Raw genomic sequence first — 20,168 nt, 5'->3', positions numbered from 1 at the left:
CTGTACCACGAACGCGAATCTAGCCTGGAGGATCCTGTGAGGGCAAGGAGACTTTTCGCTGATCAGCGTGTCGTGCCGCGGGCGACGACCTGCGACCGGGCGAAGAGCGTTGTCGCGGGAGCGTCGACGCGGTCGATCCGCGCGACCAGCCGCTCGAGCGCCGTGCGGGCGATCCACTCGATCCGCGAGTCCATCGAGGTGAGCGGTGGAGAGAGGAACGCCGACTCCTCGACGTCGTCGAAGCCGATCACCTGCACCTCGTCGGGGATGCGCCGGCCGCCCTCGCGCAGCGCCGAGATCGCTCCGGTGGCCAGGACGTCGTTGAAGCAGACCAGGCCGTCGAACGGCACTCCGGCCTCGACGAGGCGGCGGGCGACCCGGAAGCCGGAGCCGATCGTCCAGTCGTAGCCGGTGACGCCGACCAGCCGCGGGTCGAGCGTCCGGCCCGCGGCGGCGAGCTCCTCGAAGACGCCGCGCAGCCGCAGCTCCGCGTTGCCCTCGCGAGCGGAGCCGATCAGCCCGGCGTCGAAGGGGGCGTGCGCGCCCACGACGGCGAGGGTCGTGCTGCCCCGCTCGAGGAGGTGGGCCGTGGCGGCGCGCGCGTCGGCGACGTCGTCGGTCGTCACCCGGTCGACCAGCTCGTAGGTGTCCCGGGTGCCCAGGCAGACCAGGGGGTACTCGACGTCGAGTGCGGAGCGGTCGAGCGTCTCGTGCTCGGACAGCGAGAGCAGCAGTCCGTCGGTGAGCTGCGCGTTGAAGCGCTGGAGCAGCCGGCGCGAGCCGTCGCCGCCGTCGTCGGGGTAGGTCGTCACGGAGACCGCGAGGTCCATGTCGCGGGCGGTCTCGATGACGGCCTCGGCCAGCTCGGCGAGATAGGCCGCCTTGAGGGTCGGCACCGCGAGGGTCACCGCATCGGTCCGGCCTCGGGTGAGGTTCCGGGCCGCGACGTTCACCGTGTAGCCGAGCTCCTCGACCGCCGCCCGGACGCGCTCCCGGGTGCTCTCGGCCATCCGGCCCGTGCCGTTGACCGCGTTCGACGCCGTCTTCAGCGAGACGCCGGCGCGCTCGGCGACGGACTCGAGCGTCGCCTTCCTGCGCGGTGGTGCCATGTCGAGCGCCTTCCGTCGTCCCGGGGTGGTCGGCCTCCCGGCCACCCCATGGATACACCACGGCTCGGACCTCGTCCTGCGCGAGCGCCGAGGTCAACCCTCCCCGGCGCTCGGAGCGCGCCGACGCAGAGCGGCGGATACTGGAGGGCACCCGATAGCAGACAGATGTCGGACTGCGCGGAGCGCGGCCCGGCGAAGGAGGAACCGTGAAGGCACTGCGCTACACCACCGTCGGACAGGCCCCCGAGGTCGTCGAGATCGAGAAGCCCGTGCCCGGCCCTGGCGAGATCCTGCTGCGGGTGACCGCGGCCGGCGTCTGCCACTCCGACGACTACGTGATGAGCCTCCCCGAGGAGGACTACCTCGCCCAGCAGTACCCGCTGCCGCTGACGCTCGGCCATGAGGGCGCCGGCGTGATCGAGGAGTTCGGCCCGGGCGTCGAGACCGGCCTGCAGATCGGCGAGGCCGTCGCCGTCTACGGACCGTGGGGCTGCGGCCACTGCCTCAACTGCTCGCGCGGCGCGGAGAACTACTGCACTAACGCCGCCGCCGAGGGCATCCGCCCGCCCGGCCTCGGCAGCCAGGGCTCGATGGCGGAGTACATGATCGTCGACGACGTCCGCCACCTGATCCCGATCGGCGACCTCGACCCGGTGAAGAACGTCTCGCTCACCGACGCCGGCCTCACGCCGTACCACGCGATCAAGCGCAGCCTCCCGAAGCTCGGCGCGGGCACCTACGCCGTCGTCATCGGCTCGGGCGGGCTCGGCCACGTCGGCATCCAGATCCTCAAGGCGCTCTCGGGAGCGACGGTGATCGTGCTCGACATCAGCGAGGAGAAGCTCGAGCTGGCGAAGCACGTCGGAGCGGACGTCACGCTGATCAGCGACGCCTCCGCGGCCGAGAAGATCCGCGAGATCACCGGCGGGCTCGGCGCGGACGCCGTCTTCGACTTCGTCGGCGCCGGCCCGACCATCGCCACCGCCACCGCGGTCGCCGCCGTCGAGTCGGACGTGACCATCGTCGGCATCGGCGGCGGTCAGGCGACCGTCGGCTTCGGCACCATCGCCTACGACGCGGCCCTGCGCATCCCCTACTGGGGCTCCCGCAGCGAGCTGATCGAGGTCTTCGAGCTCGCCAAGGCCGGCCGGATCGACGTCGAGGTGCAGCAGTACGCCCTCGCCGACGCGCCCCGCGCCTACGCCGACCTGCACGCCGGCACGGTCCGTGGCCGCGCCGTCATCGTCCCGTAGCCCTTCCTCGCGGAGCGGTGGATCTCGATACGCCCGCTGCGCGGGCTACTCGATCAGCATGAAGCGGTCGCCCCTGCGAGGCCCGCGCGGTCAGCGGCGGCACATGCCGGTCGAGTAGCCGCGGAGCGGCGCATCGAGACCCACGTCCTGCAGAAGTGCTGATGTCGATCCGCCCTCTCCGAGGCCCACGCTGGTCGAGTAGCCCGCAGGGCGTATCGAGGCCCGCCCACCGCCCGCCCGTCTAGCCTTCGAGGATGCGCTCCCGGCTCCTGCACGCCCGCGAATCGTTCTGGTTCCTGCCCACCCTCTTCGGGATCCTCGCGATCGCCCTGGCCTTCGGCCTCATCGAGCTCGACCGGCTGCTGATCCGGGCCGGCATCCAGGACCTGCCCCTCGTCGAGGACCTCTCCGCGACCGGCGGCCGGGCGATCCTCTCCGCGATCGGCGGCACGATGCTCGGGGTCGCCGCGACCTCGTTCTCGATCACGATCTCCGTCCTCGCGACCACGTCCTCCGCCTACGGGCCGCGCCTGGTCCGCAACTTCATGGCCGACCGCGGCAACCAGGTCGTCCTGGCGGTGCTGACCTCGACGTTCCTCTACTCGCTGATCGTGCTGCGCTCGGTGCACACCGAGGAGGACGCGACCCTCGCCTTCGTGCCGGTCGTCGCGGTCGGCTTCGCGGTGGTGCTGGCGGTCGGCGACGTCGCGGTGCTCGTCTACTTCATCCACCACATCGCGCTGTCGGTGCAGGTGACCACGCTGCAGAAGCGCGTGCTCGGCGAGCTCGAGGACGTCATCGCGGAGCTGTCGGGCGAGGGGGAGCGGGACCCGCGCGAGGAGCCCTTCCCCGCCGGCGGCGTCGTGCTCGCCGCCCCGCGCGCGGGCTACGTCGAGCAGCTCGAGATCGAGCGCCTGGTCGCGCTCGGCGCCCGCCACGACGCGGTGCTGCGGGTGCTCGCCCAGCCCGGCGATCACGTGCTGGCCGGCGATCCCGTGCTCGAGCTCGTCGGCGGGGGTGACCTCGAGGAGGCGGCGCTCGCCGCGGTCGTGATCGCCGACGCGCGCACCCCGCACCAGGACCTCCGCTACGCCGTGCAGCAGGTCGTCGAGATCGGCGTCCGCGGCCTCGCGACCGGCACGAACGACCCGTACACCGCCGTCAGCGCTCTCGACGCCCTGACCGGCGCGCTCGTGGAGCTCTGCGGCAGCGACGGCCCGCGCACCCGCTTCCGCGACGTCGACGGCGTCGCCCGGCTGTGGTGCAGCTGGCCGACCGCCGCCGACCTGCTCGCCGAGGTCTACCTCGCGCTCCGCGCCTACGCGCTGGACCAGCCGCTCGTCGTCCGCGCCGGCCTCCGCCTGGCGCAGCGCCTCGAGCCCGTCGCCCGCGGAGCCGCGCGCACCGAGCTCCACCGCCAGCTCGAGGCGTTCGCCGCGGCCTACGACGCCGCCGACCGCGACGCGCTCGAGGCCCCCGTCGTCCGCCGCGACCTGGCCGAGCTGCTCGCCCGCCTCTCCGCCGCGGACCGCGCGCGCGACTGAGGGACACCTGCTGACTCGATCAGCATGAATCGATTCGCAGCGACGGCTGCAGTCATGCTGGTCGAGTAGCCCCGCAGGGGCGTATCGAGACCCGGCGTCCTCAAGAGGGCAGGTCTGCAGACCCTGGTTCTGACGGTGGTGGATCTCGATACGCCCTCTGCGAGGGCTACTCGATCAGCATGAGGCAGGCGGCTCTTCCCCTGCTGGTCGAGTAGCCGCGCAGCGGCGTATCGAGACCCCGCGGTCAGCGCAGCGGTGCCGTCGACGAGCGCAGCACCAGGCGGGCGGTGACCGCCGTCCGCTCCTGGCGCTCGCCGGTGCGGATGCGCGCGGCCAGCATCTGCAGGGCCTTCTCGCCCAGCAGCTGGTGGTCCAGGTGCATCGTCGTCAGCGGGGGCGAGTAGTACGCGGAGTCCGGCATGTCGTCGACGCCGACGATCGAGTAGTCGCCGGGCGCCGTCCGGCCGCGCTCGGCCATCGCGCGGAGGAAGCCGAGCGCGATCTGGTCGTTGGCGGCCGAGACCGCGGTGAACGACTCCGGATCGACGGACCGGCCCTGCGCGGCGCCCGACTCCGCGTCCCACTCGGCACAGCGCAGCACCTCGAGCGGGGCGACCCCCGCCTCCGTCAGCGCCGCCCGGTAGCCGCGCTCGCGGTCGACGGCCTCGTTGCGGTCGCCGGGCCCGGCGAGGTGCAGGATCCGCCGGTGCCCGAGCTCGAGCAGGTGCCGGGTGCCGAGATAGCCGGCGCCGTAGGAGTCCGCGTAGGTGGAGTCGCCGGCCGGGCCGCCGCGCTCCGACCGCGTCACGACCGGCACGGAGGCGGCGATGTACTCGACCAGCTCGTCGAGCCCGCCGTAGGGCGTGCCGACGATGATCCCGTCGACCTGGAACGAGAGCAGCTTGTCGACCGCGTGCCGCATCTCCTCGCGCGCCCCGGGGGCGTCCGGCCCGACCTCGAGCAGTGCCGTGATCAGCGAGAGCCCCTCGGCGCGCGCCGCCCGGCTCACCCCGGTCAGCAGCTCGGAGTGCCCGTAGTTCAGCGGCCCCATCGCGAGGAAGCCGACCGTGTCGGTCCGCTGCACCCGCAGGTTCCTGGCGACGCGGTTGTGCCGGTAGCCGAGCTCGGCGATCGCCGCCTCGATGCGCACGCGCGTCGCCGGAGCGACGTAGCCACCGGTGAAGAAGCGGGAGACGGTCTGCGCCGAGACCTCGGCGTGCCGCCCGACGTCGGCCATGCTCGGCCGTGCGCGGGGCGGGGACGTGCTCGACATCGAGGCTCCCTCCCTGGCGGCGACCCGCTCACTCTACTGAGCCGATTCCGGCCGCTCCGCGTTACCCGATCGTGACCTATCAACCGGTTGCGCGCATTGTCGCGCGAATGTGTTATCGATAACGTATCCCTCATCCACCGCCGCTGGAGCTCCAGTCCCGGCCCCGTTCGGCGGATCCGACGTCGATGTCGCGCTGCTGCGATGTCGAGCAGCGAAAGGACGCGAAGATGCGTGCTCTGACCCGTTCCAGTGCTCTGACCCGATCCGTCGCCCTCGCCACGGGCGCCCTCCTCCTCGCCGGCCTGGCCGGCTGCTCCGCGAGCGGCGGTGACTCCGGCGGCAAGACCGAGATCACCTGGTTCAAGCTCACCGAGTCGGCCGACTCCGCGAACGCGACGATCAACGAGATCGTCAGCGATTTCGAGGAGGCGAACCCCGACATCACCGTCAAGGTCGAGCAGCGGGCGGTGGACGCGCACAAGGACGCGCTCCGCACCACGCTGGGCACGAGCGGCGCCCCCGACCTCTTCTTCTCCTGGGCCGGCCCCGGTCTCGGCGGCGAGTTCATCGACGCCGGCGCGAGCCTGGACCTGAAGGAGTACTACGACGAGTACGGCTGGGCCGACCGCTTCTCCGACACCACGATGTCCACCGTCACCCAGTACGGCGGCTACGACGGCGTCCCCTACACCCAGCGCACCGAGGCGGTCTTCTACAACAAGGACCTCTTCGAGCAGGCCGGCATCGACGCCGCGCCCACTTCCTACGACGAGCTGGTCGAGGACGCCGGGAAGCTGAAGGACGCGGGCATCACCCCGTTCGAGTTCGGCGGCACCGTCAACTGGCACGTGATGCGCCTGCTCGACAGCCTGCTCGAGACCGAGTGCGGCGCCGACGGCTACCAGGCCCTCGTCACCGGCGAGGCGAGCTGGGCCGACGAGTCCTGCGTCACCGACACCTTCACCGAGTTCGCCACCTGGACGAAGGACTACGTCAACAGCGGCTTCATCTCGATCAACAACGACGAGTCGAGCTCGCTCTTCTTCGGCGGCAAGGCGGCCATGGCGATCGAGGGCGACTGGTTCAACCAGCAGATCCGCGACGCCGGGATGTCCGAGGACTCGGTCGGCATCTTCGCCTTCCCCACGGGCACCGACCGCATCTACGGCTTCAACGAGAACAACTACATCTCCGCGAACTCCGAGCACCCCGACGAGGCCGCGAAGTTCCTCGACTACCTGACCTCGCCCGAGGCGCAGGCGAAGTTCATCGCCACCTTCGGCAGCCGCTCGGTCAACGTCGACGTCGCCCCCGAGGACCAGAGCGCCTTCGACGCCCTCTGGAACCCGATCACCGAGGCGGCGACCGGCGTCTACATGAACAACGACCAGAACCTCTCGCAGTCGCAGACCACGGAGTACTGGCGCATCCAGAACCTGGTCGCGACCGGCGAGCTCGACCCGGCCGACGCCGGCGCCGAGTTCCAGACGTTCATCGACCAGCAGTGACGCCGCGGGCGGAGGGGGCCGCGCCTCCTCCGCCCCGCGCCCCCGTGCCCGAGCATCCCCGTGTCCGAGACGTCCGAGAGGTCCGACATGACGACATCCACCCCCGCCCGCCCGCGGCGGGCCGCCCCGGAGCAGCCGCGGCCCAAGCACCCGCGCCGCCGGGCCCTCGCCCGCTTCGGCGGCACCGGCTTCCTCGCCGCCCTGCCGTTCCTGGCGCCGGCGCTGGCCGCCTACCTCGTCTTCGTGGTCGGCCCCTCGCTCGAGTCGGTGCGGCTCAGCTTCTTCGAGTGGTCCGGGTTCCAGGGCGCTCCGCAGGTCTTCGTCGGCCTGCAGAACTACGTGCGCATCTTCACCCAGGACCCGGTGTTCTGGACCGCGTTCTCGAACACCCTGATCTGGGTGGTGCTCTCGCTGTTCATCCCCGTCGGCCTGGGCCTCGTGATGGCGCTGGCGCTCAACCGCCCGCTGTTCGGGCGCAACGCCTTCCGCTCGCTCTTCTACATCCCGGGCGTGCTCGCCCCGATCGCCATCGCGAACATGTGGCGCTGGATGTACAACCCCAACTACGGCGTCGGCGTGAACCTCGCCCAGCTGTTCGACCTGCCGTGGCTGGCCGAGGTGCAGTGGCTCGGGGACAAGAACCTCGCGCTCTACTCGATCTTCGCGGCCTTCGTCTGGCAGATCGCGGGCACGAACATGGTGCTCTTCCTCGCCGGCCTGCAGAGCGTCTCGCCCGACCATGTCGAGGCGGCGCGGCTCGACGGCGCGAACGCCTGGCAGGTGTTCCGCAACGTGACGATCCCGGCGCTGCGGCCGACCACGGTCATCGTCGTGGTCCTCACGATCATCAACTCGATCAAGGTGTTCGACCTGATCGTCGGCATGACCGGCGGCGGCCCCGCGCAGCAGACGCAGGTGCTCGCGCTGTGGTCGTTCCAGCAGTCCTTCAACAACCACGAGTACGGCCAGGGCAACGCGATCGCCACGGTCCTGCTCGTGATCACCCTCGTCATCGTCGTCCCGTACATGGTGTGGACGGCTCGTCAGGAGAAGAACTCATGAGCGTCACGAGCATCCCGACCAGCGCGCCCGGCCTGGTCGCGCCGGTCAAGCGCACCCGCCGCCCGGTCGGCGGCCGCGACTACATCCGGATCGGCCTGTGGATCGCGCTGGTCTTCGCCGTCCTGATCTGGGCGGTCCCGCTGATCTTCATGGTCTTCACGTCGCTCAAGAGCGAGGCCGACATCTTCAGCACGCCGGCCTTCGTGCCGCCGTGGTCGCCCGACTTCGGCAACTACGTCGAGGCCCTCGACCGCGGCAACCTGCTCACCGCGGGCGGCAACAGCCTGATCATCGCGCTGTTCAAGGTGCCGATCGGCCTGTTCATCTCGGCGGCCGCCGCCTTCGCGCTGGCCCGGATGCGGTTCCGCCGGCAGCGCCTGCTGATGGGCGTGATCGCGCTCGGCGCGATGGTGCCCATCCAGGTCGCGATCGCCCCGCTGTTCCAGGTGATCAACGGGCTGGGGCTGCTGAGCAGCAACTTCGGCATCATCCTGCCGTACATCGCTTTCGGCCTGCCCTACCAGACCTTCATCCTCTACGGCTTCTTCCGGCAGATCCCGGAGGAGATCGACGAGAGCGCGCGGATCGACGGCGCCGGCAACTGGCGGCTGTTCCTGACGATCATCCTGCCGCTGGCCCGCCCGGCCCTCGCCGCGCTGTTCATCCTCGACTTCGTCTCCACCTGGAACGAGTACTCCATCGCGCTCGCCCTGCTGCAGAGCCAGGACTCGTGGACGATCCCGCTCGCGCTGCAGGGCTTCCAGTCGCAGTTCACCAGCTCGTACGGGCCGCTGAACGCCTTCACCATCATGTCCGTCTTCCCCGTGCTGATCGTCTACCTGATGTTCCAGCGCTACTTCGTCGAGGGCGCCTTCGCCGGCGCCGTGAAGGGCTGACCGTGCCGCACACCACCGACACCGCCGAGCGGTTCTCGCGCGAGACGCGCCTGTACGAGGTCCTCCGCGACCCGCGGGGGCACGCGATCGTCGAGCGCCGCCTCCCCGGGCTGGTGCACTCCTCGATCCTGCACACGCTGCACGGCTACCCGATCGGGCTCGTCGTCGACACGGAGGAGTCGCTCGACGCGGCCGAGCGCGAGGCGCTGCTCGCCGAGGTCGCCGCGATCCCGACCGAGGAGCCCGCCCCGGTCCGCGAGCAGGAGCGGTACGTCGAGCCGTCCGGCGACTACGAGGGCGCGGACGTCCCGCTCGCCTCGGCCGGCGTGTCCGCACCGGCCACCGCCTCCGTCTTCGGACGCTTCGAGATCGAGCTGCGCGGGCCCGCGCACGGCAACCCGTTCGTCGACGTCGCGCTCTCGGCGATCGTCGACGGGCCCGACGGCTCGGTGCGCGTGCCCGGCTTCTACGACGGGGACGGCGTGTACCGGCTGCGCTGGATGCCCGAGGCGACCGGCGAGTACGCCTGGACCACCTCGAGCAGTGCCCGCTCGCTCGACGGCGTCACCGGCTCCGTCTCGGTGACGGCGGCGGTGGAGGGGCGGCACGGCCCGGTCCGGGTGGCCGACACCTTCCACTTCGCGCACGCCGACGGCACCCGGCACCGCCCGCTGGGCACCACCTCCTACGCCTGGACGCACCAGGGCGACGAGCTGGAGGAGCGGACGCTCGCCTCGCTCGCCACCGCCCCCTTCACGAAGATGCGGATGTGCGTCTTCCCGAAGTCGTACCTCTTCAACGAGAACGAGCCGGAGCTCTACCCGTTCGAGGGCTCGCCGGCGGCGGGGTTCGACTGGCAGCGCTTCGATCCGGAGTTCTGGGCGCACCTCGAGCGGCGGATCGAGGAGCTCGGCGAGCTCGGCATCGAGGCCGACCTGATCCTCTTCCACGCCTACGACCGCTGGGGTTTCTCGACGATGGACGCCGTCGCCGACGACCGCTACGTGCGCTACGCCGTGGCGCGGCTCGCCTCGTTCGCGAACGTCTGGTGGTCGCTCGCGAACGAGTACGACCTGCTGTTCGAGAAGACGGAGGAGGACTGGGAGCGCTTCGCCCGGATCGTGGGGGAGGACGACCCGTCGCAGCACCTGCTGTCGATCCACAACTGCCGCGAGTTCTACGACCACTCCCGCCCGTGGATCACGCACGCCAGCATCCAGCGCCAGGACGTCTACAAGACGGCCGAGATGACGACGGAGTGGCGGCGCTGGGGCAAGCCGGTGGTGATCGACGAGTGCGCCTACGAGGGCGACATCGACCAGGGCTGGGGCAACATCACCGGCGAGGAGCTGGTGCGGCGGTTCTGGGAGGGCGCGCTGCGCGGCGGCTACGTCGGGCACGGCGAGACCTATGTGCACCCGGACGACGTGCTCTGGTGGTCGAAGGGCGGCGAGCTGCGGGGGACGAGCCCCGCGCGCATCGCGTTCCTGGAGTCGGTGCTGGCCGAGGGGCCCGCTCGCGGCCTCGAGCCGATCCCGCTCGACTGGGACGTGCCGCGCGCCGGCGTCGAGGGCGAGTACTACCTCTACTACTTCGGCTTCGACCGCCCCACCTACCGCCGCTTCCTGCTCGAGCCCGACGTCTCGTACACGGTCGACGTCCTCGACACCTGGGCCATGACGGTCGAGCGGCTGCCCGGCACCTACTCGGGCCGCTTCCGCATCGACCTGCCGGGCCGCGAGTACATCGCGGTCCGCCTGCAGCGCACGGACTGACGCCTCCCTGCTGATCGAGCCATGCTGATCGAGCAGCCCGCGGAGCGGGCGCTTGCATGTTGATCGAGTAGCCCGCGAAGCGGGCGTATCGAGATCCACCCTGCTCACGACGGTGGGTCTCGATACGCCCCTGCGGGGCTACTCGACCAGCATGATGCGCGGATCCCCATGTGTCCTGCTGGTCCCCTCCATGCTGATCGAGCAGCCCGCGGAGTGGGCGCTTGCATGTTGATCGAGTAGCCCGCGGAGCGGGCGTATCGAGATCCATCGTGTTCGAGACGGCGGGTCTCGATGCGCCCCGCGGAGCAGCCGCCGCAGGCCGCCCATCGAGACCCCCGCCGCACGATCTCCGCCGATCCGACCGGTGCGCGTCAGAAAGGAGACACCCGGCCGCTCCCTCTGCAACGCTGTGGGCGCTCCGCCCCGAGCCCGAACCGCGTCCCTCAAGGAGCATCCATGTCCTCTCGTCCCCGCGTCGCGCGCACCGGCGGCCGTTCCTCCGCGACCGGCCTCGCCGCCGCCGGCGTCACTCTGATCCTCGTCACGGCCGGCACCGCGTCGACCGCCGCCCACGCCGCCGAGCCCGCCACCCCCGCGCCGCCGGCGGTCGTGTCCGCCCCGGCGGCCGAGCATCCCGAGCTCACCGTCACCGTCCGCGCCGAGCTCGTCCTGGAGGCGGGCCGGCCGGTCACCGTCGGCACGCCGATCCGGATCACCTCCGTCCTCGCGAACACCGGCGACGTCCCGCTCACGGTCTCGCTCGCCGGGTTCGGCCGGCAGGACGCCCGTATCGAGACGGGGGGCGAGTACCGGCTCGTCGACGAGAACCGGACGGTCACCGCGGACGACCTCGAGGCGGGCTGGATCCGCGATTCCGGTGTGTTCACGGCGACCACTCCCTCCGGCGCGACGCTGACCTCGCCGCCGGTCGACTGCAAGCTCCTGCTGCGCGCCCCGGCCGACGAGCGCCACGAGCTGTAGCGGACGGGCGCGGGAGACGCTCCGCGGACGGTCACTTTATCGAGGAGTCGAATCAATTCGACTAGGCTCGACGGCATGACCGAGAACACAGGCACGACCGAGATCCCGGGGGAGCTGCGCGTCGGCGTCGTCGGCCTCGGCTTCGCCGGCACCACCCACCTCGACGCCTTCCAGGCCCTCCCCGGTGCGCGCGTCGTCGCGCTCGCCGGCCAGGAGGAGGAGCGCCTGCGCGAGCTCGGCGCCAGCCGCGGCGTCCCCGACCTCTACGCCGACTGGGAGGAGCTCGTCGCCCGCGACGACCTCGACGTCGTCTCGATCGGCGTGCCCAACCACCTGCACCACCCGATCGCCGTCGCAGCGCTCGCCTCCGGCAAGCACGTCTTCTGCGAGAAGCCGCTCGCGACCACCGCCGAGCTCGCGGCCGAGATGGTCGAGGCCGCCCGCGCGAACGACCGCGTCCTCGAGATCGCCTACAACCACCGCCGCCGCGCCGACGTCGCCTACCTGCGCAGCTACCTCGACGACGCTCCGCTCGGCGAGATCTACCACGCTCGCGCGAGCTGGCAGCGGCGCACCGGCATCCCCGGCATCGGCTCCTGGTTCACCAGCAAGGAGCTCGCCGGCGGCGGTCCGCTGATCGACCTCGGCTCGCACGTCCTCGACATCGCGCTGCACCTGCTCGGCGAGCCCCGGGTGACCAGCGTCTCCGCCGTCGCGTACGGCGAGATCGGCCGCTCCGGCCGCGGCGGACGCCCGCACGGCGTCGCCGCCACCGGCACGCACGCCTTCGAGGTCGAGGACTTCTCCAGCGCGCTTCTCCGCCTCGACAACGGCCGCAGCCTGCAGCTCGACGCCTCCTGGGCCAGCTACTCCAAGGTGCACGAGGATATCGAGGTCGAGCTGCTCGGCTCGGCCGGCGGTGCCCGCCTGCACGTCGCCGACTACGCGACGGAGGGGACGCTCACGTTCTACTCCGAGGTCGCCGGCGCCCCCACCGTCTCGCGCCCCGACGTGCCGGTGCCCGCCGGGCACCACCGCTCGGTGATCGCCGAGTTCCTGGCCGCGATCGCCTCCGGCGCCGACGCTCCCGCCGACGGCCCCCGCTACGCCGGCCACTACGGCGACTACGCGCTGCACCGCAGCCGGGTGGTCGACGCGATCTACCGCTCCGCCGCCGAGAAGAAGGAGGTCGCGGTCGCATGAGCGCACCCCTCGAGGTCCTGGTCTGGAACGAGTTCCGCCACGAGACGCGCGGCGACGAGACCGTGATGCGGCACTACCCCGACGGCATCCACCGCGTGATCGCCGACGGCCTGACCGAGTCGCTCGGCGACGCGGTCTCGGTGCGCACCGCGACCCTCCCCGAGCCCGAGCACGGGCTGACCGAGGAGGCGCTGGCGAAGACCGACGTGCTGCTCTGGTGGGCGCACATCGCGCACCCGGAGGTGTCGGACGAGGTCGTGCAGCGGGTGCTGCGGCACGTGCAGGAGGGGATGGGCATCCTGATCCTGCACTCCGGGCACTACTCGAAGATCTTCCAGGCGCTGATGGGCACGACCTGCTCGCTCAAGTGGCGGAACGACCACGACCGCGAGCTGGTCTGGACGATCGCACCGACGCACCCGATCGCGGAGGGCGTGCCGAGCCCGATCGTCATCCCCGAGCAGGAGATGTACGGCGAGTACTTCGACATCCCGGTGCCGGAGGAGACGGTGTTCCTCTCGACGTTCTCGGGCGGCGAGGTGTTCCGCTCCGGAGTGACCTACACCCGGGGCCTCGGCAAGGTGTTCTACTTCTCGCCCGGCGACCAGGACTACCCGGTCTACCACCACCCCGACATCAAGCGGGTGCTGGCCAACGCCGTGCAGTGGGCGCGCCCCAAGCGCGAGCGCACGCCGCTGACGGCCGACCACCACCCCCGAGGCTGGTTCGAGTCCTGACCCCTCCCGCACCGAGCATGCTGATCGAGTAGCCCGCGGAGCGGTCCCTTCATGCTGATCGAGTAGCCCTCGCAGAGGGCGTATCGAGATCCACCACCGCAGACACAGTCTCGATACGCCGCTGCGCGGCTACTCGACCAGCAGGAACAGCGCGGCTACTCCACCGGCGAAGAGAGCGCGGCTACTCGACCAGCATGCTCACCTCGCCCGGCGGGCGTGCCAGGCGCGGAGGGCCGCGACGCCGAGGGCGGCGACCACGAGGGCGGTCCCGGGCGTGCGGAGTGACACGGCCGGGAGCATCAGCGCGCTGGTGAACACGGCCTGCGCGTAGTCGAGCATCTCGAGCGGATGGCGGACCAGCACCCGCGTGTTGGTGGCGGCGGAGACAGCGGTGACCAGCACCGGTCCGGCCCAGAGCACAGCGAGACTCGCGACCCAGGCGATCACCCGGCCGACGGAGAGGACCCCGCACCAGGCGAGGGCGAGACCGGCCAGGATCCCCGGCAGCCACTGCACCGCGTTCAGCAGCGCGAGGCCGGGCGCCGACCCGTCCGCGCTGAGCGGAGCGACGACCCGGGTCAGCCAGCCGCCGGCCGCGACCACGGCCAGCGCGATCGCGAACGCCGCCCCTGCCCGCGGCGCCCGCGCGATGAGCACCAGGAGCAGCGCGCCGACGAGGATCGCGGCACCCGCGCCGCCCACGAGCACCCCCAGGTAGAGCCCTGACGCAGGGCCCTCGCGCAGCCCCCCGGACACGGTCACCGCCGACTGCACCAGCGCGACCGCCTGCACGCCGACCACCCCGAGCACGGCGCCGAGCGGGCCGATGCCGCGCGAGCGTCCGACGCGCGCCGCGAGCCCGGCCAGCGCCGACCCGGTCACGATCACGGAGACGATCTCCGTCACGCTCGACGGGGCGAGCGGCAGCAGCGCGAGCGGCATCTCCTCGGGCAGCACCTCGACCGCCCACAGGTTCTGCACCGGCAGCCGCAGCCCGGTCAGCAGCCACGGCAGCAGCCCGAGCAGACCGGCTGCGACGCCGACTCCGAGACTCGGCAGCAGGCGCGATCGGCGGTCGACGGGCGCTGCGGAGGAGGTCATCCGACCATCCTCGCGCGAGTGCTGTCCCGCGAGGGCGGATCGTGCGACTGTGGAGCTCCCCTGGCGTCCCACGCCGGAGCACCCCCCCCGCATCCGCGCCCCACACGAGAGGAGGGCCGCCGTGGCCCTCGACCAGACCGTCCGCTCCTCCGCGGCCGAGCTCGACCGCCTCGACCCGCTCGCCGGCTACCGCTCGCGCTTCGTCGGCGCGGACGACCCGGCGCTGCCCGCCTACGTCGACGGCAACTCGCTCGGCCGCCCGCTGAAGGTCCTGACGAAGCGCTACGCCGCGTTCGTCGAGCAGGAGTGGGGGAACCGCCTCATCCGCGGCTGGGACGACAGCTGGTTCCAGCTCCCGCTGACGCTCGGCGACCGCCTCGGCCGCTCCGTGCTGGGCGCCGCTCCCGGCCAGGTCGTCGTCGGCGACTCCACCACGGTCTCGCTCTACAAGCTGATCCGCACCGCGCTGACCGCCCGGCCCGACCGCTCCGAGATCGTCATCGACCGCGGCAACTTCCCGACCGACCGCTTCGTGGTCGAGGGCATCGCCGCCGAGACCGGCGCGAGCATCCGCTGGATCGAGACCGAGTCGGGCTCCGGAGTCACGCCCGAGGACGTCCGCGCCGTCGTCGGCGCCGACACGGCCGTGGTCGTGCTGAGCCAGGTCGCCTACCGCTCCGGCTACGCCGCCGACGTCCCGGCGATCACCGACATCGTGCACGAGCACGGTGCGCTGGTGCTCTGGGACGTCTGCCACTCCGTCGGCGTGCTGCCGATCGAGCTCGACGCCTGGGGCGTGGATCTCGCCACGGGCTGCACCTACAAGTACCTCAACGGCGGGCCGGGCGCGCCCGCCTTCCTCTACGTGCGCCGCGAGCTGATCGCCGGCGCCGCCCAGCCGATCCAGGGCTGGATGGGCGTCAAGGACTCGTTCCGGATGGGGGACGCCTACGACCCCGCCGATGGCATCCGGCGCTTCCTCAGCGGGACGCCGCCGATCGTCGGGATGCTCGCGATGCAGGCGATGCTCGACCTGATCGAGGAGGCGGGCCTGCCCGCGATCCACACGAAGTCGATCGCGCTGACCGCCTTCGCCGTCGAGCTGTTCGACGAGCACCTCGCCCCGCTCGGCGTCGAGCTGTCGACCACCCGCGAGCCCGCGCGCCGCGGCGGTCACATCACCGTCGACCACCCGGACTTCGCCGCGATGGTGCCCGTGCTCTGGGAGCGCGGGATCATCCCGGACTTCCGCACGCCCAGCGGCATCCGCCTCGGCCTCTCGCCGCTCTCCACCTCCTTCGCGGAGGTCGAGACCGTGGTGCTGGCGGTGCGCGACCTGCTCGTCGAGGGGGCGCGCGAGTCCCGAGAGGTGCACGGGGGAGCGTGAGCGGGGTCCTCGACCTCGCCGCGCGCGAGGCCGACCGGGTGCTCCGCTACGGCGAGGCGCCGGAGCAGATCGCGGAGCTCTACCGCGGCTCGGGGCGGGATCTCGTGCTGTTCGTGCACGGCGGCTTCTGGCGCGCGCGCTGGGACCGGAGCCACGCGCGTCCGCTGGCCGCCGCGCTCGCCGACGCCGGCTGGTCGGTGCTGCTGCTCGAGTACCGGCGTGTCGGCGACGAGGGCGGAGGACGGCCGGGCACCTTCGACGACGTCCTCGCGGCGATCGCGGCGCTCCCGCGGCTGATCCCGGCGGAGGAGCGCCCGCGCACCGTGCTCGTCGGCCACTCGGCCGGCGGCCATCTCGCGCTGTGGTCGCAGGCCGCGCACCCGTCGCCGCACGTCGACGCCGTCGTGTCGCTCGCCGGAGTCGTCGACCTGCGCGCCGCCGCGGACGAGCGGCTGGGCGACGGCGCCGTCGCGGAGCTGCTGGGCCCGGACGGCCCGCTCGGCGACCTCGACCCCGCGCAGCTCCCCGCCCCGCCGATGCCGACCGCGCTGCTGCACGGCGACCGCGACGCCGAGGTCCCGGTCGACTACAGCCGCCGCTACTGCGCCACGCACCCGTCCGCACGCCTCGTCGAACTCCCGGAGGCGGACCACTACGCCCCGATCGACCCCCGGACCCCGGCGTTCGCCGCCCTCCTGGCCGTCCTCGAGGACGTCCCCGCGCGCAACTGAGGCTGGATCCGCCGAATCGACCTGTTCTCCCGCGGATCGGGCCTCCCGGCCTCAGTCGTGCACCCGTTCGCGGCGTGAGCGACTCCCCGGGTGGACGCCGCGCGCTCTGAGACTTCTCGGTCCGGGGCCGAGCAGGCGGGAGCAGCCGTCCCGCGCCATCTCCTGCACGGCTCTTCTTCCGATGAGCCTGGACGGGTCTACTTCTCGGCGGGCGTCATCGGTCTGCTCAGCGAGACGATCGCGGATGACGGCGGGAACGGCGACGGAGAGATGACGATGACCAGACACGTCCTTGCAGCGACCGCCGAGCGGGACGGACGCTGGTGGCTCATCACGATCCCCGAACTCGACACCGTGGGGCAGGCGCGGACTGTCGACCAGGTGGACGCCGTCGCCCGCGAGGTCGCCGCGCTCTTCCTGAACGTCCCGGAGGAGGACGTGAGCGTCACGGTGACTCTGCATGCGACTCCCGCCGCCGAGTCGGCATAGAGCGAAGACGGTGGGGACGGCTTCGGGACTCAGTGAGGGGCAGAGCCCTGTTGTTGGTCGAGTAGCCCCGCAGGGGCGGATCGAGACCCGCCCACCGTCAGCACGGCGGGTCTGCAGACTCGTCTTCCGGCGGTGGTGGATCTCGATACGCCCACTGCGCGGGCTACTCGATCAGCATGAACTCTGCTTCGCGTCTCGGCGCTGGGGGACGCCGTCATGCTGGTCGAGTAGCCCCGCAGGGGCGTATCGAGACCGCCCACCGTCAGCACGGCGGGTCTGCAGACTCGTCCTGGTGTCGCTGATGGATCTCGAGACGCCCGCTGCGCGGGCTACTCGATCAGCATGTTCTTCGCTTCGCGTCCGGGTGCTGGGGGACGCCGTCATGCTGGTCGAGTAGCCCCGCAGGGGCGTATCGAGACCCGCCCACCGTCAGCACGGCGGGTCTGCAGACTCGTCCTGATGGCGGTGGTGGATCTCGATACGCCCGCCGCGCGGGCTACTCGATCAGCAGGGACGGCTCCGCACGAAGGCGGTGAGCGATCCGCGCCGCTACAGGGCCGGCGGGTAGAGGAAGAGGGGGACCTGCGCCGTGGGGAAGGTGCGGGTGACGTAGCTGTGGCGGCCGCCGTAGTTGTACTCCTCGAGGAGGACGGTGCCGTCGCCGTTGACCTGCTGCACGTAGGAGACGTGGTTGTAGGTCCACCAGGCGACGCAGCCGACGATCGGCACGGCGCTGGTGGCCCAGCCCTTGGCGGCCCAGTTGTCCGGCCACTCCCAGGCGCTGCCGCCCATCGGGGTGATGTTGCCCCAGGTGTACTTCCACGGCGCGGCGGTCGCGCCGGCGTCGCGGTTGAGGCGCCAGGCCACGAAGTCGACGCACTCGCGGTAGTAGTAGCCGAGCGGGGAGAGCCCGCCGCCGTTGTCGTCGATCGTCTCGTAGGGCCACGGGTAGTCGTCGCCGACGGCGCGGGTCTGCACGGTGCTGAAGCCGCCGCCGTTCGCGTTCTGCAGCACGGCGGCCTGGCGGCTGGCCTCGTCGAGTTGCGCCTGCGTCGGCGCGGCGAACGCGTCGCGGACGGCGGTCTGGCCGGCCGCCTCCGAGGAGACGGTGAGGTTCTGCAGGCCGACCCGGTTCGCGGCGGTGCCGCCCGCGGTGGCCGCGGTGCTGCGGGCGCCGTACGCGGGGAGCGCGGCGGTGGCGAAGAGGCCGCCGACGATCGAGAAGGTGGCGAAGCCGAGGGTGCGGCGGCTGAGCGAGCCGGTGCGGGCGGGCTGCGGTGCGGCCGGCGTGCGCGGGGTCGCGGCAGTGCGCGGGGCGGCCGCGGCTGTGCGCGGGGCGGTCGCAGCGCGAGGAGCGATCACGGCACGAGGAGCCGTGACGGGCTCCGCCACGTCGGTGGTCCGTGCGGCGGCGGCGGCCTCAGCAGCGCGGGCCTCTCGGCGGGTGAGGTGCACGGGCGCGGAGGGAGAGGTGTCGTGACACTCCTGCGGATCGGGAATGCCAGTGGTCGACACGCGTGCGCTCTCCTCGGGTGGGCGGACTGGGGGTGGTGCAGGGGGTGCTGCGGGGCCGGTGAACGGCCGTGGTGGGCGCCGGCAGGGCCCGGCGACTCGTCACTCTAGCCCGGGCCCGCCCGGTAACGGAATGATCACGGGCGAACTCGTCGCGCAGCATCGCCTCGCGGCCGTGCCCCGGTGGGAGGATGGAAGGACCAGGGAAGGAGCCGTCCATGACCGAATCCACCCCCTCCGGACCCGTGCTCGTCGGCGTCGTCGACGGGCAGCGTCCCGAGGTCGTCCGCACCGCCGCGCAGCTCGCCTCCGGGCTCGGCGCCCCGCTGCTGCTGCTCACCGTCGTCGCCGATCCGTACCTCGTCGGCGAGTACGTCGACCCGATGACCGGCGGCATACCCGTCGGCCTGGTGCCCCGCTCCGGCGGCGCCGACGCCGGCCCGACCGAGCCGCCCGGGCTCCGCGAGTCGCTCACCGAGCTCCTCGCCGGCACGGGCGTCGACTGGACGCTGCGCACCGCTCAGGGCGAGCCGGCTCTCGCCCTGACCGACCTCGCGGAGCAGGTCGACGCGCGGATGATCGTGGTCGGCACCCGCGACCCCGGCGTGCTCGCGGGCATCGCCGAGTTCCTCAGCGGCAGCGTCGCGGTGCACCTCGCGCACCGCCAGCAGCGCCCCGTGCTCGTCGTGCCCCGCGCGGACGGGGGCACCCGCCGCCGCGTGCCGTGGGACACGGGGGAGTGACCCGGCCGCTGGACACCGCGCCGCCGCAGGCCCGGCCGCTGCACCTGCGGCCGAGCGCGATCCTTTTGGTCGCCGCCGGAGGCACGGTCGGCACCGCCGCCCGCTCCGCGACCGTGCTCGCCCTGCCCCCGCTCGGCACCGTCCCGGTGGCGACGATCGCCGTCAACCTCGTCGGCGCCTTCCTGCTCGGCCTCCTGCTCGCCGGGCTCGCCCGCCGCGGGCCCGACACCGGCGGGCGGCGCACCCTCCGCCTGCTGCTCGGCACCGGGGTGCTCGGCGGCTTCACGACCTACAGCACCTTCTCCCTCGACACGGTGGCCCTCCTCGAGGCCGGCCGCTGGGCCGAGGTCCTCCTCTCCACGGGCGTCACGCTCGTGCTCGGCACCCTCGCGGCGGTGCTCGGCGTCGTGCTCGCGAGTCGGCGTGCCGCGTTGACGCCGTGACGCCGCCGCTCCTCCTCCTCTGCGTGTCCCTCGCCGGCGGCGTCGGCGCCGCGGCCCGCCTCGTCCTCGACGGAGTGGCGCGCTCGCTCGTCCCGGTGCGCTGGCCCGTGGGGACGCTCCTCATCAACGTCTCCGGCTCGCTGCTGCTCGGCGTCGTCACCGGCCTGGCCCTCTCCGGCACTCTGGACGAGTCCTGGCGGCTCGTGCTCGGCACCGGCGTCCTGGGCGGCTTCACCACCTTCAGCACGGCGAGCGTCGAGGCCGCGCGGATGCTGCTCGAGCGGCGCTGGGCCGCCGGCCTCGGCTACGGCCTCGGGATGTGGGCGGCGGCGCTCGCCGCAGCCTTCGCCGGGCTGGCGCTGACGGGAGTGACCCTCCCGCCGGGTTGAGACCGGATGTCTCCAGGACCGCCCTGAAACGC

Annotated in this window: 19 protein-coding genes; 15 read left to right on the top strand and 4 right to left on the bottom strand. The window is 72.2% G+C overall.

The genetic code is table 11. From position 1 onward, the window contains the following. Window positions 1-62: 62 nt before the first annotated feature. Window positions 63-1,109, bottom strand: coding sequence for a LacI family DNA-binding transcriptional regulator (locus tag HQQ86_RS07425; protein WP_173287416.1), 1,047 nt, complete (start codon window positions 1,107-1,109; stop codon window positions 63-65). A 206-nt stretch (window positions 1,110-1,315) separates the two neighbouring features. On the opposite strand from HQQ86_RS07425, the gene HQQ86_RS07420 reads away from it, so the two are divergent. Next, a complete protein-coding gene (locus HQQ86_RS07420) occupies window positions 1,316-2,362 on the top strand; it encodes an NAD(P)-dependent alcohol dehydrogenase (protein ID WP_173287415.1) in 1,047 nt (348 codons plus the stop codon). Window positions 2,363-2,616: 254 nt separating this feature from the next. Then, window positions 2,617-3,906: a DUF2254 domain-containing protein gene (locus HQQ86_RS07415; RefSeq protein WP_173287414.1), complete on the top strand. Its 1,290-nt coding sequence runs from the start codon at window positions 2,617-2,619 to the stop codon at window positions 3,904-3,906. A gap of 244 nt (window positions 3,907-4,150) precedes the next feature. On the opposite strand, the gene HQQ86_RS07410 is transcribed toward HQQ86_RS07415, so the two are convergent. Next, entirely contained in the window at window positions 4,151-5,179 is a 1,029-nt protein-coding gene (locus HQQ86_RS07410; protein WP_173287413.1) for a LacI family DNA-binding transcriptional regulator, read from the bottom strand. A gap of 227 nt (window positions 5,180-5,406) precedes the next feature. Between HQQ86_RS07410 and HQQ86_RS07405 the strand changes: the two genes are divergently transcribed. From HQQ86_RS07405 to HQQ86_RS07375, 7 genes are all read left to right on the top strand, one after another. Beyond that, a complete protein-coding gene (locus tag HQQ86_RS07405) occupies window positions 5,407-6,687 on the top strand; it encodes an ABC transporter substrate-binding protein (protein WP_173287412.1) in 1,281 nt (426 codons plus the stop codon). Window positions 6,688-6,774: 87 nt separating this feature from the next. Continuing rightward, window positions 6,775-7,749 (top strand): carbohydrate ABC transporter permease, encoded by a 975-nt coding sequence (locus HQQ86_RS07400; RefSeq protein ID WP_132435196.1) that lies wholly within the window; start codon window positions 6,775-6,777, stop codon window positions 7,747-7,749. After that, a complete protein-coding gene (locus tag HQQ86_RS07395) occupies window positions 7,746-8,645 on the top strand; it encodes a carbohydrate ABC transporter permease (protein ID WP_173287411.1) in 900 nt (299 codons plus the stop codon). Before HQQ86_RS07400 ends, HQQ86_RS07395 begins: the two co-directional genes overlap by 4 nt. Before the next feature lie 2 nt (window positions 8,646-8,647). Further along, window positions 8,648-10,420: a DUF5605 domain-containing protein gene (locus HQQ86_RS07390; RefSeq protein WP_367948573.1), complete on the top strand. Its 1,773-nt coding sequence runs from the start codon at window positions 8,648-8,650 to the stop codon at window positions 10,418-10,420. Window positions 10,421-10,876: 456 nt separating this feature from the next. Further along, window positions 10,877-11,401 (top strand): hypothetical protein, encoded by a 525-nt coding sequence (locus tag HQQ86_RS07385; protein WP_173287410.1) that lies wholly within the window; start codon window positions 10,877-10,879, stop codon window positions 11,399-11,401. Between the two features lie 75 nt (window positions 11,402-11,476). Next, on the top strand, window positions 11,477-12,604 hold the full coding sequence (locus HQQ86_RS07380; RefSeq protein ID WP_173287409.1) for a Gfo/Idh/MocA family protein: 1,128 nt from the start codon (window positions 11,477-11,479) through the stop codon (window positions 12,602-12,604). Further along, complete coding sequence (locus tag HQQ86_RS07375) at window positions 12,601-13,341, top strand: ThuA domain-containing protein (RefSeq protein WP_123705721.1); 741 nt, start codon at window positions 12,601-12,603, stop codon at window positions 13,339-13,341. Before HQQ86_RS07380 ends, HQQ86_RS07375 begins: the two co-directional genes overlap by 4 nt. Window positions 13,342-13,539: 198 nt before the next feature. On the opposite strand, the gene HQQ86_RS07370 is transcribed toward HQQ86_RS07375, so the two are convergent. Further along, entirely contained in the window at window positions 13,540-14,442 is a 903-nt protein-coding gene (locus HQQ86_RS07370; protein ID WP_254071794.1) for a hypothetical protein, read from the bottom strand. A 121-nt stretch (window positions 14,443-14,563) separates the two neighbouring features. On the opposite strand from HQQ86_RS07370, the gene HQQ86_RS07365 reads away from it, so the two are divergent. From HQQ86_RS07365 to HQQ86_RS07355, 3 genes are all read left to right on the top strand, one after another. Next, a complete protein-coding gene (locus tag HQQ86_RS07365; protein ID WP_367948572.1) occupies window positions 14,564-15,829 on the top strand; it encodes a kynureninase in 1,266 nt (421 codons plus the stop codon). Next, a complete protein-coding gene (locus tag HQQ86_RS07360) occupies window positions 15,826-16,560 on the top strand; it encodes an alpha/beta fold hydrolase (RefSeq protein ID WP_173287406.1) in 735 nt (244 codons plus the stop codon). Before HQQ86_RS07365 ends, HQQ86_RS07360 begins: the two co-directional genes overlap by 4 nt. A gap of 90 nt (window positions 16,561-16,650) precedes the next feature. After that, window positions 16,651-17,049 carry a hypothetical protein gene (locus HQQ86_RS07355; protein ID WP_173287405.1) on the top strand — a complete coding sequence of 133 codons (399 nt, stop codon included), beginning with the start codon at window positions 16,651-16,653 and terminating at the stop codon, window positions 17,047-17,049. Between the two features lie 549 nt (window positions 17,050-17,598). Here HQQ86_RS07355 and HQQ86_RS21990 read toward each other — a convergent pair. Next, window positions 17,599-18,564: a CHAP domain-containing protein gene (locus tag HQQ86_RS21990; protein ID WP_173287404.1), complete on the bottom strand. Its 966-nt coding sequence runs from the start codon at window positions 18,562-18,564 to the stop codon at window positions 17,599-17,601. Between the two features lie 215 nt (window positions 18,565-18,779). Here HQQ86_RS21990 and HQQ86_RS07345 point away from each other — a divergent pair, with 215 nt between their 5' ends. The 3 genes from HQQ86_RS07345 to HQQ86_RS07335 are packed head-to-tail and all read left to right on the top strand — an operon-like array spanning window position 18,780 to window position 20,136. Then, entirely contained in the window at window positions 18,780-19,304 is a 525-nt protein-coding gene (locus HQQ86_RS07345) for a universal stress protein (RefSeq protein WP_173287403.1), read from the top strand. Next, a complete protein-coding gene (locus HQQ86_RS07340; protein ID WP_367948571.1) occupies window positions 19,301-19,747 on the top strand; it encodes a CrcB family protein in 447 nt (148 codons plus the stop codon). The genes HQQ86_RS07345 and HQQ86_RS07340 overlap by 4 nt, the downstream gene beginning before the upstream one ends. Further along, entirely contained in the window at window positions 19,744-20,136 is a 393-nt protein-coding gene (locus tag HQQ86_RS07335) for a CrcB family protein (protein WP_173287402.1), read from the top strand. The genes HQQ86_RS07340 and HQQ86_RS07335 overlap by 4 nt, the downstream gene beginning before the upstream one ends. The last annotated feature ends 32 nt before the right edge of the window (window positions 20,137-20,168 follow it).

The organism is Rathayibacter sp. VKM Ac-2857, from assembly GCF_013205025.1.
In the GTDB taxonomy this organism is placed as follows: Bacteria; Actinomycetota; Actinomycetes; order Actinomycetales; family Microbacteriaceae; genus Rathayibacter.
This window is presented reverse-complemented; position numbering and strand designations above follow the sequence as displayed.